General features: G+C 67.4%; 13 protein-coding genes. All 13 read left to right on the forward strand.

What is annotated here, in order from left to right:
* Positions 1-285 precede the first annotated feature (285 nt).
* A complete protein-coding gene (locus tag Q0Q02_RS01925; RefSeq protein ID WP_293806392.1) occupies positions 286-978 on the forward strand; it encodes a D-Ala-D-Ala carboxypeptidase family metallohydrolase in 693 nt (230 codons plus the stop codon).
* 270 nt (positions 979-1248) lie between these two features.
* Entirely contained in the window at positions 1249-1842 is a 594-nt protein-coding gene (locus Q0Q02_RS01930) for a helix-turn-helix domain-containing protein (protein WP_293806393.1), read from the forward strand.
* The gene (locus Q0Q02_RS01935; RefSeq protein WP_293806395.1) at positions 1839-2603 is read left to right on the forward strand and encodes an ABC transporter ATP-binding protein; all 765 of its coding nucleotides are present in this window, start codon (positions 1839-1841) and stop codon (positions 2601-2603) included. The genes Q0Q02_RS01930 and Q0Q02_RS01935 overlap by 4 nt, the downstream gene beginning before the upstream one ends.
* Entirely contained in the window at positions 2600-3322 is a 723-nt protein-coding gene (locus Q0Q02_RS01940; protein ID WP_293806397.1) for an ABC transporter ATP-binding protein, read from the forward strand. Before Q0Q02_RS01935 ends, Q0Q02_RS01940 begins: the two co-directional genes overlap by 4 nt.
* Positions 3323-3602: 280 nt before the next feature.
* Positions 3603-4808, forward strand: coding sequence for an ABC transporter substrate-binding protein (locus tag Q0Q02_RS01945; protein ID WP_293806399.1), 1206 nt, complete (start codon positions 3603-3605; stop codon positions 4806-4808).
* Positions 4805-5668 carry a branched-chain amino acid ABC transporter permease gene (locus Q0Q02_RS01950; protein WP_293806401.1) on the forward strand — a complete coding sequence of 288 codons (864 nt, stop codon included), beginning with the start codon at positions 4805-4807 and terminating at the stop codon, positions 5666-5668. Before Q0Q02_RS01945 ends, Q0Q02_RS01950 begins: the two co-directional genes overlap by 4 nt.
* Positions 5668-6579, forward strand: a complete 912-nt coding sequence (locus Q0Q02_RS01955; RefSeq protein WP_293806403.1) for a branched-chain amino acid ABC transporter permease — start codon at positions 5668-5670, stop codon at positions 6577-6579. Before Q0Q02_RS01950 ends, Q0Q02_RS01955 begins: the two co-directional genes overlap by 1 nt.
* A gap of 15 nt (positions 6580-6594) precedes the next feature.
* Positions 6595-7083, forward strand: a complete 489-nt coding sequence (locus Q0Q02_RS01960; RefSeq protein ID WP_293806405.1) for a GAF domain-containing protein — start codon at positions 6595-6597, stop codon at positions 7081-7083.
* 35 nt (positions 7084-7118) lie between these two features.
* Positions 7119-8354 carry an amidohydrolase family protein gene (locus Q0Q02_RS01965; RefSeq protein WP_293806407.1) on the forward strand — a complete coding sequence of 412 codons (1236 nt, stop codon included), beginning with the start codon at positions 7119-7121 and terminating at the stop codon, positions 8352-8354.
* A gap of 104 nt (positions 8355-8458) precedes the next feature.
* The gene (locus Q0Q02_RS01970) at positions 8459-9835 is read left to right on the forward strand and encodes an extracellular solute-binding protein (protein WP_293806409.1); all 1377 of its coding nucleotides are present in this window, start codon (positions 8459-8461) and stop codon (positions 9833-9835) included.
* Positions 9832-11775, forward strand: a complete 1944-nt coding sequence (locus tag Q0Q02_RS01975) for an ATP-binding protein (RefSeq protein ID WP_293806411.1) — start codon at positions 9832-9834, stop codon at positions 11773-11775. Before Q0Q02_RS01970 ends, Q0Q02_RS01975 begins: the two co-directional genes overlap by 4 nt.
* Positions 11772-13127, forward strand: coding sequence for a sigma-54 dependent transcriptional regulator (locus Q0Q02_RS01980; RefSeq protein ID WP_293806413.1), 1356 nt, complete (start codon positions 11772-11774; stop codon positions 13125-13127). Before Q0Q02_RS01975 ends, Q0Q02_RS01980 begins: the two co-directional genes overlap by 4 nt.
* A gap of 474 nt (positions 13128-13601) precedes the next feature.
* Positions 13602-14939, forward strand: coding sequence for an extracellular solute-binding protein (locus Q0Q02_RS01985; RefSeq protein ID WP_293806415.1), 1338 nt, complete (start codon positions 13602-13604; stop codon positions 14937-14939).
* Positions 14940-14945: the final 6 nt, after the last annotated feature.

Raw genomic sequence — 14945 nt, forward strand, 5'->3', positions numbered from 1 at the left:
CCTCGATTAGAATGAAGCAAGACTCCGCCGCGCCGCACAATCGCCGTATCCGGGTTGAACCCAGCGCAGAATGCGGCAAAGTCCCGCCATGTCTTGCCGCCGCTCTGTCCTGCTGTGGCTAAAATCCGACAAAACTGCCTGCTTTCGGCCTGCGGGAGCGGCAGCAATCCGTTCACCGTGCCGAATCGTTGCCGGCTGCGCGAGCGCTTTTCCCGAAAGGCCTTCCATGTTTCGTGATCCCCGACACGTTCGCCAGCCATTCTGCTGCGGACGCGTGACGGCGCGATGAGCCCGGCCCGCCTCGCACGCGTACTCGCTATGCCGACGCTTGCCTTGCTGCTTTCGACAGCCGCGGTCTGCGCCCAGGAGGGCGAGCCGATGCGCGCCCCGCTGCCGCCGCAGCGGCCGTTCGATCTCGACATCGAAGGCACGCCGAAGCTACCGCCGATCGTGGTGCCGCCGCCGACGCCGCGCGCCTCCGCACCCGATACGCCCATGACGGCTGCTTCCGAGGAAACGCCGCCTGCGACGCCGGCACCGGAAACCCCGGTGGCCGAAGCCACTCCACCCCAGCCCGGAGAGCCGGATGACGACGAGGGTGTCGAGTGGCCGAAGCTGACGCCCGGCCAGAAGGCCGGCGCCGAGCCTGATTTCGACCCGAACGAGAAGGCGGAACGGCCGGGCATCTCGACCGATCCCGGCACCTCGATCGCCTGCCTGCCGGAGCAACTGAAGCAGATCCTCGGCAGGATTGCGGACAAATACGGGGCGGTGAAGGTAACCTCGACCTGGCGGCCGCCCTGGCGCGCCCGGCGCGGCTCCTATCACAAGGGCTGCCAGGCCATGGATTTCCGCGTCCCCGGCGTGAGGCCGCGCGTCGTCCTCGAATGGGTGCGCGCCATGTCCGATGTCGGCGGCCACCATGTCTACTGGAACGGGCTGATCCATATCGACACCGGGCCGCGGCGGCCCTGGTAGGGTTAGCCTGGCACGGAAAGACGCCGTCATGCTCGGGCTTGACCCGAGCATCTCGGAAACCGATGCCTTCTCGTCATGAGATTCTCGGGTCTACGCTTCGCTGCGCCCAAGAATGACGGCCCAGGTTCGCTTATTCAAAAAACAGGCTTGACTGTTTGTAAGTCGCGCCACACCGTTGCCCCATCGTCAAGGGGGAGCGAGCTCGGCATGAGGGTTACCAGCAAGCGACGATCGCAGAAGGAACGCAGCGCGGAGACATCCGCGCGGCTGATGAACGCGACCATCGACCTGCTGCACGACCAGGGGCTTGCGCGCACCACCACCCCGGAGATCGCCCGCATGGCCGGGGTCTCGCGCGGCGCCTTGACCCATCATTTCGCCGGGCGCGAGGCGATCATCAGCGCCTCCGTCGCCGACCTGCTGGGCAAGGCGGCGCGCGACCTGCACCGCTTCGCCGAGGATTTCATGGCGCGCGGCGGCTCCAGCGACGAGATCGTCGACTACGCCTGGCGGATGATGGACGACCGGCTGTTCTATGTGACGATGGAATACCTGCCGGAGGCCCGTCACAATCCGGCGTTCCGTGCCGATCTCATCCCGACGGTCAAGGAATTCCATGCCGGGCTCGATGCGGTCTGGACCGCGCTCGCGGCCCGTGCCGGCACCGACCCCGATCATACCCGCACCGTGATGAACGCCACGATGTGCCTGGTCCGCGGCATGATCAGCCAGACCGTGCTCCGGCCGAACGACCCGGCCTATTACGAGGGCCTGCTCGGCTTCTGGAAGCAGCAGGTCAGGCAGCATTTCCCGATGAAACCAGCCGCCGCCCCCTCCGGCCGGCGCAAGACGGCGGTGGCATGACGGCGGCACTGACCATCCAGGGGCTGAAGCTCGGCTTCTACGGCGTGCAGGTGCTGCGCGGCGTCGATTTCGCGGTGCCGCAAGGCTCCTTCACCGGCTTGATCGGGCCGAACGGTGCCGGCAAGTCGACCCTATTCAACGCAGTCTCCGGGCTCTACCGGCCGCAGGCCGGCTCGGTCCGGCTTGGCGCGACCGAGACGGCGGGGATGCCGCCGGAGAAGCTCGTCGCGGCGGGGCTCGTGCGCTCCTTCCAGCTCGCGCGCGGTTTTCCCAAGCTCAGCGTGTTCCAGCACCTGATGCTTTATGGCGCCGATCAGCCGGGCGAGGGCCTGCTGGCCGGGCTGATTGGCACGGGCGGGGCGAAGCGGCGCGAGGCGGAACTCTCCGAGCGGGCCTTCGGCATCGCCCGCCGGCTGAAGCTCGACCATGTGCTCGACAACCCCGTCACCGCGCTTTCCGGCGGCCAGAAGAAACTGGTGGAGATCGGCCGCGCGCTGATGGCCGAGCCAAAGATCCTGCTGCTCGACGAGCCGATGGCCGGCGTCAATCCGAGCCTGACCGAGCAGATCGCCGAGCATCTCGTCGCGCTCAATCGCGACGGTCTGACGATCTGCCTGATCGAGCACGATATGGGGCTGATCAAGAAGCTCTGCGCGCCGGTCATCGTCATGGCCGAAGGCAAGACGCTGACGCAAGGGTCGTTCGACGAGGTCGCCACTGACACCCGCGTGCAGGAAGCCTATCTCGGGAGGCGTCATTGAGCGCGACACAAGGCGAATTGCTCGCCGTCGAGGGCGTCGTCGCCGGCTATGGCGCGGCCGAGCAGATCCTGAAGGGCACCTCGCTCACGGTCGCGCCCGGCGAGATCGTCTCGATCATCGGCCCGAACGGCGCCGGCAAGTCGACGCTGCTCAAGACGATCGCAGGCCTCGTCCAGGCGCGCGACGGCACGATCCGGCTCAAGGGCGGCGACGTCACCCGCGAGAACGCGCTCGGCCGGGCGAAGGCCGGCATCGGCTTCGTGCCGCAGGAGCGCAATGTCTTCGGCGCGATGACGGTCGCCGAGAATCTCGAGATCAGCGGCTTCCAGGAGCCCGGCAAGGTCGGGGCGCGAGCTGAGGAGATGTATGCGCGCTATCCGATGCTGGCGGAGAAGCGCAAGGCGCTGGCGCGCACGCTCTCCGGCGGCCAGCGCCAGATCCTCGCCATGGCGATGGGGCTGATGAACGCCCCTGCCCTGCTGCTGCTCGACGAGCCGACGGCGGGGCTCTCGCCCAAGGCCGCCGACGAATTGTTCGACGCGATCGTCGCGCTCAACAAGGGCGGTCTGCCGATCCTGATGGTCGAGCAGCATGCGCTCGAAGCGCTGCAGATCTCGACGCGCGGCTATGTGCTGGTCTCCGGCCGCAACAGCCGCGAGGGCGCGGGCCCCGCGCTCGCCACCGATCCCGAAATCCGCCGGCTCTTCCTCGGCGGCTAGGAGGCCATGTGGCGATGTCGATAGCATCGGGAACCATCATCGTCATTCCGGGGCGATCCGAAGGATCGAGCCCGGAACCCAGAACCGATGCGGTTTCGAAAACGAGGCTCACGCAGCCCACGCGCTTCATGACAGAGCGCATCGGTTCTGGGTTCCGGGCTCGCCGCTGCGCGGCGCCCCGGAATGACGGCGGAGGTTCCGCGCTCAATATCTAAAGCGAGTCCGCAAGAGGTCTCGGAGCCCAACAGCCACGATCAAGCAAAACCAACAGGGGAACATCATGACGCAGTTCACGACCGACCGCCGCACCCTTCTGGCTGGCGCCGCCGCGCTTGCCGGCCTCTCCGCGCTGCCCGGCCGCGCGCTCGCCCAGGGCGCGCCGATCAGGATCGGCACGCTGACGCCGCTCACCGGTGCCGGCGGCCCCTATGGCCCGGTCATGGTCAAGGCGGTGAAGGCCGTGATCGACGAGGTCAATGCCGCTGGCGGCGTGCTCGGCCGCAAGGTCGAGCTGATCTCGGAAGACGACCAGACCAATCCGGAAGCCGGCGTGCGCGCGGCCCGCAAGCTGATCGATGTCGACAAGGTCTCGGCGATCCTCGGCACCTGGGCCTCCTCGGTCACCACCGCCGTCGCGCCATTGTGCTGGGAATCGAAGACCTTCCTCGCCACCGTCTCCGGCGCCGATTCGATCACGCAGCTGCCGCATCAGGGTTACCTGGTCCGCACCCAGCCGAACACGACGCTGCAGGGCCGCAAGTTCGGCGAGTTCTGCGTCGCCGAGAAGGCCAAGCGTGTCTTCTTCCTCTCGCCGCAGACGCCCTTCGCCAAGAGCCAGTTCGACAACATCACCGAGGCCGTGAAGAAGGCCGGCGGCGAGACCGCCTCGCTGATCTATGACGACAAGAAGCCGGCCTATCGCAGCGAAATCGACGAGGCGATGCGCTTCAAGCCCGACGCGATCATCTTCAGCGGCTACACCCCCGACACCGCCGTGATGTTGAAGGATGCCTACCGTGCCGGCTTCTCGGGGCTGAAGGTCGCGTTCGGTTATTCGGTCAACCAGAAGCTGGTCGAGAGCGTGCCGGCCGAGGTGGTCGACAAGACCTTCACCATCGCGCCCTCGCCGGCCGAAGGCTCGAAGGCCTATGCGCGGCTGGTCAAGATGATCGGCGTCGCCTCGCCCGATCCGTACACCACCCAGATCTACGACCAGATCAACCTCGTCCTGATGGCGATCGCGCTGGCCGGCGATACGTCGGGCACCGCGATCAAGGATGCGGTGCGCAAGGTCAGCCAGGCGCCGGGCGGCGCCAAGGTCGACAACGCCATCGACGGGCTCAAGGCGATCGCCGCCAAGCAGGCGATCGATTATGACGGCGCCAGCGGCCCCTGCGATTTCACCGAGACCGGAGACATCGCCGATTGCCAGTTCCGCTACGAGCAGGTCCAGGGCGGCAAGCTGACGCTGGTGAAGATCGCGTGAGCCAGCTCCTGCAGGCGCTCGTCAACGGGGTGATGACCGGGACGCTGATCGCCGTCCCGGCCATCGGCTTCTCCGCCATCTTCGCGGTGCTACGCTACCCGAACTTCGCCATTGCGGCCTATGCCACCATCGGCGCCTTCGCGGCCTGGTGGGCGAATGTGGTGATGGCGCTGCCGATACCGGCCGCGCTCATCGTCGCCTTCGCGGTGACGGGGGTCGTCGGGGTCGTCGCCGAAGAGACCTCGCTGAAGCGCCTGCGCAACAACGGCGCGCTGATCGTGGCCATCGCCTCGATCGCGCTCAATCTCGTGCTGGAGAACATCGTCCGCTTCATCTTCGGCAACGAGATGCGCGGCTACGACCTGCCGATCGCGCGCGACATGCGCTTCGGCGACCTGCGCATCGGCCCGCAGCAGTTGCAGAGCCTGCTGCTCGCCGTCGTGATCATGGCCGCGATGTTCCTGTTCCTGCGCTATACCCGCTTCGGCAAGGCGATGCGCGCCGTCGCCGACAATCCCGACCTTGCCCGGCTCAAGGGCATCGACCCCGCCAAGATCGCGATCGTGACGCTCTTCCTCGGCGCCGGGCTGACCGGCGTCGGCGGCGTGCTGATCGGATTGGACACCTCGATCGACCCGCTGACCGGCTATCGTGTGCTGCTCTCGGTCTTCGCCGCGGCCGTGCTCGGTGGCCTGGGCTCGATTCCCGGGGCAGTCGCCGGCGCGCTGATGCTCGGCATCGCCGAGGAGCTGGCACTGCTCGTCGTGCCCGCGACCTATCGCACCGGCGTCGGCTTCGTCGCGATCCTGCTGATGCTCACCTTCCGGCCGCGCGGCCTCCTCGGGGAAAGGGCCGCCTGATGCTGTCCTATCTGATCTTCACCCTGACGCTCTGCGCGATCTATGGCCTGCTCGCGCTCAGCCTGAACCTGATCTGGGGCAGCGCCGGCCTCGTCAATCTCGGCCTCGCCGGCTTCTTCGCCGTCGGCGCCTATGCCTCGGCATTGGCGACCGGGGCCGGTGCGCCCGTGCTGATCGGCTGGGGGGCTGCGCTCGTCGTGGGCGCCGCGGTCGGCCTCGTCGTCACCTTCGCGACGCTACGCTTGCGCGACGACTATCTCGCCATCGTCACACTCGGCTTCGCTGAGGTCATCCGCCTCGTCGCCCTCAACGAACGCTGGCTGACCAATGGCTCGGACGGCATCTCCGGCATCAAGGCGCCGCTCAAGGCCGAGCTCGGCACCCAGAATTTCGCCTATTTCTATCTCGGCCTCGCCACGCTGGTTCTGCTGATCGTCTGGGCGCTGCTGCGCCGGCTCGATGCCTCGCCCTATGGCCGGGCGCTGAAGGCGATCCGAGAGGACCAACAGCTCGCCGCCTTCGCCGGCAAGCCGGTCTTACGCTTCAAGCTCCAGGCTTTCGCGCTCTCGGCCGCGATCGCGGCGCTGGCCGGCGCGCTCTACGCGCATTTCCAGTCCTATGTCTCGCCGGACCATTTCCAGCCGCTGATCACGATCTACATCTTCCTCGCTGTCACCGCCAGCGGCGTCGGGCGGCCGAGCGGCGCCGTGCTCGGCGCCTATCTCGTCGTGATCTTCCTGGAGGCGACGCGCTTCGTCACCGAATGGGTGCCGGGGCTCCAGCCGGTCCAGCTCGCCGCCACGCGCGAGATGCTGATCGGCATCGCCCTCATCCTCGTCCTGCATCTCAAGCCGCAGGGCATCCTGCCCGAGCGCATCCCGAAGGCGCCGGTCCCTCCGACCGCCGCCTAAACTGAAGGCCTGCCCATGTCCGACGATCTCGCCACCCTCTCCGCCCTCATCAAGGAGCCCGGCCAGCCCGACACGGTGTTCAAGGCCTTCGAGGACATCACCCGCCGCCTCGTCGGCCATGAATTGTTCACGCTGCTCTATGTCGACGGGCAGGAGGTCGCGCGCATCTATTCCAACCGGCCGGTCGAGTACCCAATCTCCGGCCGCAAGACGATGGGCCCGACGCCCTGGGGCAAGCATGTGCTGGACGGCCGTCAGCCCTATCTCGGCAAGGACAAAGCCGGCATCCGCTGGGCCTTCTTCGACCACGAGCTGATCGAGAGCATGGGGCTCGGCTCCGTGATCAACATCCCCGCGATCTATGACGGCAAGGTGGTCGGGACGATCAACCTGCTCGCGCCCGAGCACCATTATCGCGAAGAGCATGTCGCGCCGGTCGAGCGGCTGGCGCCGCTGCTGGTACCCGCCTTCCTCGCCGCGCGTGCCGCCAACAAGGCAGCCTGATCTCCTCCCCTTAGTCTTCTCGAAGGAACAAGCCCGTGGCTTCCACCCTCTTCACCAATGCCCGCATCGTCGACGGCTCGGCGCCTGAGGCGAGCGCGCCCGTCAACGTCCTCGTCGAGGGCGGCACGATCCGCGAGGTCGGCAAGTCCGTGACCTCGGCCAAGGCAAAGGTCGTCGACCTCAAGGGCAAGACGCTGATGCCCGGCCTGATCGACGCCCATGTCCATGTCGTGGCCGGCGTCGCCGATCTCGGCGCGAATGCCCGCCTGCCGGATTCGCTGGTCACCGCCCGCTCCTTCGGGATCATGCGGGCGATGCTGATGCGCGGCTTCACCACCGTGCGCGATGTCGGCGGTGCCGATTTCGGCCTGAAGCAGGCGACCGAGGAAGGCGATTTCCCGACGCCGCGCCTCGTCATCTCCGGCAAGGCGCTGAGCCAGACCGGCGGCCATGCCGATTTCCGCGGCCGCTATGACGACCGCCCGAGCGTGATCGAGCGCCATCGTCTCGGCGCGCTCGGCCGCATCTGCGACGGCGTCGACCAGGTCCGCCGCGCCGCGCGCGAGGAGCTGAAGGGCGGCGCCGACTTCATCAAGATCATGGCCAATGGCGGCTGTGCCTCGCCGACCGACCCGATCCATTTCCTCGGTTTCTCGGTGAGCGAGCTGGAGGCCGTGGTCGAGGAAGCGAAGATGGCCGGCACCTATGTCTCGGCCCATGTCTATACCGACGACGCCATCCGCCGCTGCGTCGAGGCCGGAGTGCATTCGCTGGAGCATTGCAACCTGATCAAGGCCGAGACGGCCAAGCTTGCCGCCGCGAAGGGCGCCGTGGCGGTGCCGACGCTCGTGACCTACGACAAGCTGGTCTCGGACGGGCCGAAGCTCGGCTTCCCGCCGGATTCGGTCGCCAAGGTCGATGTCGTGCGCTCGGCTGGCATGGAGTCGCTCGCGATCATGAAGAAGGCCGGCCTGACCATGGCCTATGGCAGCGACCTGCTCGGCGAGATGCACAAGTACCAGTCCGAGGAGTTCGTGATCCGCGGCCGCGCCCTGCCGGCGCATGAGGTCATCGCCTCGGCGACCCATGTCGCGGCGAAGCTGCTCAAGATGGAGGGCCTGATCGGCACCGTCGCGGCCGGCGCCCATGCCGACCTGATCGTCGTCGACGGCGATCCGCTGAAGGACCTCTCGCTGCTGACCCGTCAGGGCCGGCACATCCCGCTGATCATGAAGGCCGGCGCCTTCATGAAGCGCGCCAGCCTGAACTGATCCCAAAGGCGCGCGGCGGGGCGGATTGCCCTGCCGCGCCCAACCTTTCCCGCCAAGCCCCTGACAGCCTAGCCGGAGTGCCAAGCCGGCTATATGACGGTTTCATGGGCCGCTTCGCCGTCACGACCAGGCTTCTCCTCCTCGCCTTGCTGGCCGCCGGCTGGCCCGCCACAGGCATGGCCGAAGGGCGGCGCGTCCAGATCATCACCTCGTTTCCGCCCGCCTTCTTCGAACCTTTCCGCAGCGCCTTCCGCAACCGGCATCCCGACATCGCCGTCGAAGTCGTGCAGCGGAAAACCACGGCGGCGGTCGTCGATATCCGCGCGCAAAAGCGGCCAGAGGCCGATCTGTTCTGGGCCTCGGCGCCCGATGCTTTCGAACTGCTGAAGCGCGCAAACCTGCTGGCGCCGTTGCAGCCGCGCAAAACCGGCGCGCCGGAGACCATCGCCGGCTATCCGGTCAACGATCCCGATGGCCGCTATCTCGGCTTCGCCGTCTCCGGCTACGGGCTGGTCTATAATCCCGCCTATCTGACGGCGCGCGGCCTGCCGGTGCCGCGCAACTGGGCCGACCTCGCAGCGCCGGTCTATGCCGGCCATATCGGCCTCACCTCGCCCGCCCGTTCCGGCACCACGCATCTGATGGTCGAGGCGCTGCTGCAATCGCTCGGCTGGGAACGCGGCTGGGCGCTTTGGTCGGCGATCGGCGGCAATCTCGCGACGATCACGGCGCGCAGCTTCGGCGTGAATGCCGGCGTCGCGCGCGGGCGCTTCGGCATCGGCATCTCCATCGATTTCCTGACGGAGGCCAGCGCGGCCGAGGGCGAAGGCAACCGCTTCGTGCTGCCGGGCGAGACCCTGTTCGCGCCCGCCAGCATCGCGAGGCTCGCGACCTCGCCAAATCCGAAGGAAGCGGAGCTCTTCATCGATTTCGTGCTCTCGCCGGAGGGCCAGACCATGCTGCGCGAGCCCCGGATCGGGCGCCTCGCCGTCTCGCCCTCGGCCTATCGGCCGGACGAGACGCCCCCGCATCTCCTGGAAGCCGAAGGCATCTTCAACCGCGCCGGTTTCGATGCCGGCCTCTCGGCCGGGCGCTACGAGCTGGTCAACCTGATCTTCGACGAGTGGATCACCTTCCGCCGCGCCGAGCATGCGAGGCTCTGGCGCAGCCTGCAGGCTATGGAAGCGGCATTCTTGACGCTCCCCGATGAGCAGGCCGCCAGGCTGCTGACGCAGGCGCGGACCGCCCTGACGCAGCCGCCGGTCTCGGCTGCGGAGCTGGAGAAGGAGAATCGCTTCCAGAATATCGTCCGTGTGCCGCGCGGCCTGCCCGCGCCCGAAGAACAGGCGCGGATCGAGGCCGATATCAGGAATGCGATCGCGGCTCGCGCAGCGGAGGCCAATGACAGCCTGCAACAGGCGGCAGAACGGCTGGCAGCCTTGGGCTGGCGCGATGAAACGCTGACCGGGGTGCGGCCGTGACGCTCGCCCAGTCGAAGCGAAGGTTTGGTATCGGCGGGCGATTGATCGCGGCCTTTCTCGGTGTTGGTCTCTTCGCGGTCGGCGCCGGTATCGTTGGCGTGATCTCCTATGAGCGGCTCAGCAAGGAACTGGCGGCAATCGCCCGTGAGCATCTGCCCGGCCTCGCCTCCGCTGCCCGACTTGCCGAGGCCAGCGCCCGCGTCATCGCCGGCATGCCCGAACTGGCCAGTGCCGAGCGGCGTGACGGCTATGATCGCAGCCGGCGTTTGGTGGGCGAGCGTCTGAACGAGCTCGACAAGGTGTTGTCCGAGCGGACGGGCAGCGGTTTCGATGCGCCGGCGCTCACCGCAGTGGCTGCCGAGATCCGCCGAAACCTGACCGCTATCGACGATGTCTCGGGGCGCCGCTTCACGCTGGCCGAACGCATTCGCGGCGTCAGCGAGGAATTGCGCTGGCTCCAGGCCGATCTCATCGACGAGATCGAGCCGCTGACCGACGATGCCCGCTTCAACATCGACACCGCGCTCGGCCAGATCGGCAACGAGGCTTCATCCGCCAACAAGCCGAACACGATCCGCGAGGAAACCCGCAAGAGCGAAGCCCTGATGACGCTGAACGCCCAGGCCAACCTGATCGTCGGGCTTTTCGGGCGGCTCGGCACGGTGCAGACCCGCGAGGACATGGAGCAGACCGGTCATGTCATCGGCGAGGCGGTCGACCAGCTCGAGGTCGAGGCCAAGGCGCTCGCCGGCTGGCCCGATACCATCACGGTCCGGCAGATCACGCAGCGCCTGGTCGGCCTCGCCGACACGACGACGGGTCTGCCCGGCCTCAAGCGCTCGGAACTCGCCGCGCTCGCCGATGCGCAGCGCCTGATCTCGGAAAGCCGCCGCCTCGTCGCGGAACTCGGTGCGCTGGTGTCGCAGGAAGTCCAACGGACAGAGGCCGTGGCGAAGGAAGCCGCCAACCGCTCGGCCGAGGCGATCCGGCTCGGCCGCAACCTGCTGCTCGCCATCGCGGCGGCCTCGCTGCTCGGCGCGTTGCTGATCGGCTGGTTCTATGTCCGGCGCCATCTCGTCGCGCGCCTGCGCGTGCTGACCGAGGCGGCAACCAGCATCGCCAGCGGCCAGTCCTCGGCGCCGCTGCCAAAGGCGGGCAATGACGAGCTCGGCGATCTTGCCCGCGCGCTCGCCGTGTTCAGACAAACGCGCGACGACCTGATCCAGGCGGCGAAGCTCGCGGCGCTCGGGCAGATGGCGGCAGGCCTCAGCCATGAGCTCAACCAGCCGCTCGCAGCGATTCGCTCCCATGCCCATAACGGGGCGCTGCTGCTGGAGCGCGGGCAGCCCGAGGAGGCGCGCAAGGCGATCGGTCGCATCCAGGCGCTGACGACGCGCGCGGCCGACCTGATCGCGCATCTCAGGCGCTTCGCGCGCAAGCCCGGCGTGGTGCTTGCGCCCGTCGCGGTCGGCGACACGATCGAAACCGCACTGTCGCTGTTCGAGCCGCGCTTCGATGCCGAGCGTGTGACGCTGAAGCGCGACCTGCCGGCCGGGCGCCTCCATGTCCATGCCGAGGACATCCGGCTGGAGCAGGTGCTGGTCAACCTGATTGCCAACGCGCTCGATGCCGTTGCAGGCATGGAGGACGCAACGATCACGACCGGCGCGCGCCGCCAAGGCCACAAGGTCGAGATCTGGGTCGCGGATAACGGCCCCGGCATCGACCGGGCGCATCTGGAGCGCATCTTCGATCCGTTCTTCACGACCAAGCCGGTGGGCTCGGGGCTCGGTCTCGGCCTCTCGCTGTCCTACAACATCATCAAGGATCTCGGCGGCACGCTCGCCGTGGCCGAGACCGGCCCCTCAGGCACGCGCTTCCTCATCACTCTCGAAGGGACGACAGCCCACGTCATGGCCCCGCTGGAAATCGACGCATGAGCGCTCCCAAGGTCGTCCTCGTCGATGACGATGCCGAGGTGCTGGAAGCCTGGCGGCTGACGCTGGAGCTCGAAGGCTTCGCAGTCATCGCCAAGCGCTCCGGCGATGCAGCTCTCGCCGAACTCGGCCGCGATGCTTCCGTCGTGCTGGTCAGCGATGTCCGCATGCCCGGCCGCGATGGTTTCGGCCTGCTCGCGGCGGTGACCGCCATCGACGCCGAGATTCCGGTCGTGCTGATCACCGGCCATGCCGATGTTCCCATGGCGGTGAAGGCGATCCGCGAAGGTGCCTGGGATTTCGTCGAAAAGCCGGCCGATCCCGTCCGCTTGATCGAGACGATCCGTCGCGCCAGCGAATACCGCCGGCTGATCATCGAGAACCGTTCGCTCAAGGCCGGCGCCCATGCCGAGGACCCATGGGCGGCCCGCGTCGTCGGCCATTCGCCGGCCGTCGCGCGCCTGCGCAGCCGGCTTGCCCTGCTGGCCGATGCCGATACCGACGTGCTGCTCTTCGGCGAGACCGGAACCGGCAAGGAGGTCGCGGCCCGCGCACTGCACGATCTCGGCAATCGCCGCGCCGGGCGCTTCGTCGCGGTGAATTGCGGAGCGATCCCCGAGACCATGATCGAGAGCGAATTGTTCGGCCACGAGGCCGGCGCCTTCACCGGGGCGCGCGAGCGGCGGATCGGCAAGATCGAGCATGCCAGCGGCGGCACGCTCTTCCTCGACGAGATCGAGTCGATGCCGATGGCGGCGCAAGTGCGGCTGTTGCGCGCGCTGCAGGAACGGCGGATCGAGCGCCTCGGCTCCAACAAGGAGATCGCGGTCGATATCCGCATCGTCGCGGCGACCAAGACCGACCTCGCCGCGCTCGCCAAATCCGGCGGCTTTCGCGAGGACCTGGTCTATCGGCTGAATGTCGTGACCCTGCGCCTGCCGCCCTTGCGCGACCGGCGCGAGGATATCCCGCTGCTGTTCCAGCACTTCCTCGCGCTCGCCGCCGCGCGCGTCGGCCGCTCGGCCCCGCCGCTGGGGCGCGACCTGCTGCAACGCCTGACGCGGCAGGATTGGCCGGGCAATGTCCGCGAACTGCGCAATGCCGCCGAACGCAGCCTGCTCGGCATGGACGAGGATTTCGAAGATGCCGATCCAGGTGCGGCAGCGTCCGATGGCGCGGAGCGCACGCTGGAGGAGCTGGTCGCCATCGCCGAGGCAGAGGCGATCGGCGCCGCCTTGAAGCGCCATGGCGGGCGTATCGGCGTCACCGCCGCAGCGCTCGGCATTACCCGCAAGACGCTCTACCTCAAGATGCGCCGCTATGGCCTGAGTGGCGCAGCGGCGCTCGCGGACTGAGCCGCTTGCGGTTTACGAGTCAGGGGTCTTTTCCTCGGAACCACAGCGTCATCCCCGGGCTTGGCCCGGGATCCATCGTAAGGCGCTGCATTCTACGATGAATCCCGGATCTCCGCTTCGCTACGTCCGGGATGACGCGCGCTTTGTGAAACGTCCTGTGCTCTACGCCGCCGATCGTCATTGCGAGCGCAGCGAAGCAATCCAGGGGGACCGGGTGAGAGGTTCGAGAGGTTCGCCCCAGTCCCCCTGGATTGCTTCGTCGCTTCGCTCCTCGCAATGACGGCGCGGATGTTACCGTAATGACCCATCACAGCTGCCAGATGGTTACCGCCACGCCCCCTGAACCGGGTAGCTGAAGACCCTTTCCTCCGAATTCCGCAATGAAATCAACACCACCGGCATTTGGCATCGCCATTGCTGAGCAGGAAGCATTGACCTCGACGTCGACCAGATAAAACGCTTCGGGAGGAAGCCATGCTGAACCGTAGAACCGCGCTCGCGGCCACCCTCGGCCTGTCGCTGAGTGCCTCGTTTATGACCATCGCGCTGGCACAGGCACCGGCCGGCAAGGTCACGGTGGTGACCTCCTTCTCCAAGGACGTCACCGACCCGATCAAGAAGGCCTTCGAGAAGGCGGTTCCGGGCGTCACGCTCGAAGTGCAGAACCGCAACACCAATGCCGGCGTGAAATATGTCGAGGAGACCAAGGCCAACAACCAGGTCGACCTGTTCTGGGCCTCGGCGCCCGACGCCTTCGAGGTACTGAAGGGCAAGAAGCTGCTCACCGCCTACAAGCCCAAGGCGACCGGCATCCCCGACAAGATCGGCTCCTATCCGATCAACGATCCCGCGGGCTTCTATTTCGGCTTCGCGGCCTCCGGCTACGGCATCATGTGGAACGACCGCTATGCCAAGGCCAACAAGCTGCCCGAGCCGAAGGAGTGGCAGGACCTCGCCAAGCCGGTCTTCTACGACCATGTCTCGATCGCCGCCCCGTCGCGTTCGGGCACGACGCACCTGACGATCGAGACGATCCTGCAGGGCGAGGGCTGGGACAAGGGCTGGCGCACCATCAAGGAGATGGCCGGCAATTTCCGTTCGATCAACGAGCGCTCCTTCGGCGTGCCGGAGCAGGTCAATTCCGGGCAGGTCGGCGTCGGCATCGTCATCGACTTCTTCGCCTTTTCGGCCCAGGCTTCGGGCTTCCCGGTCAAGTTCGTCTATCCGAGCGTGACGACCGTGGTCCCGGCCAATGTCGGCATCATCGCCAACCCGCCGAACAAGGCCGCGGCCGAGGCCTTCGTCGAGTTCCTGCTCTCGCCGACCGGCCAGGAAGTGCTGCTCGAGCCCGGCATCCGCCGCCTGCCGGTCAACCCGGCCGTCTATGCCAAGGCCGGCGCAGACTATCCGAACCCCTTCACCGATCCGCGCTTCCAGAAGATGATCGGCTTCGACGTCGACAAGTCGGAAGGCCGCACGGCCGTCGTCGACACTCTCTTCGACCAGCTGATCTCCTTCCAGCTCGACGCGCTGAAGGGCGTCAACAAGGTGCTGCACGAGGTCGATGCGGCGCTCGCCAAGAAGCCGAACGACAAGGCCAAGGCGCTGGCCGAGGAAGCGCGCGTGTTGCTCGCCGCCATGCCGGTCAGCGAGGCGCAGGCCGCCAGCGCCGAACTGCGCGGCGCCTTCACCGGCGGCAAGGAGAAGGGCGCCCGCCAGGCCGAGGTCGAGGCGCAATGGGCGAGCTTCGCCCGCGACAACTACGCCAAGGCCAAGGCGAAGGCCGAAGAGGCGCTCAAGGCGGCGAAGTAGGCTCGC

This window comes from uncultured Allobosea sp., from assembly GCF_945956895.1.
Classification (GTDB): domain Bacteria; phylum Pseudomonadota; class Alphaproteobacteria; order Rhizobiales; family Beijerinckiaceae; genus Allobosea.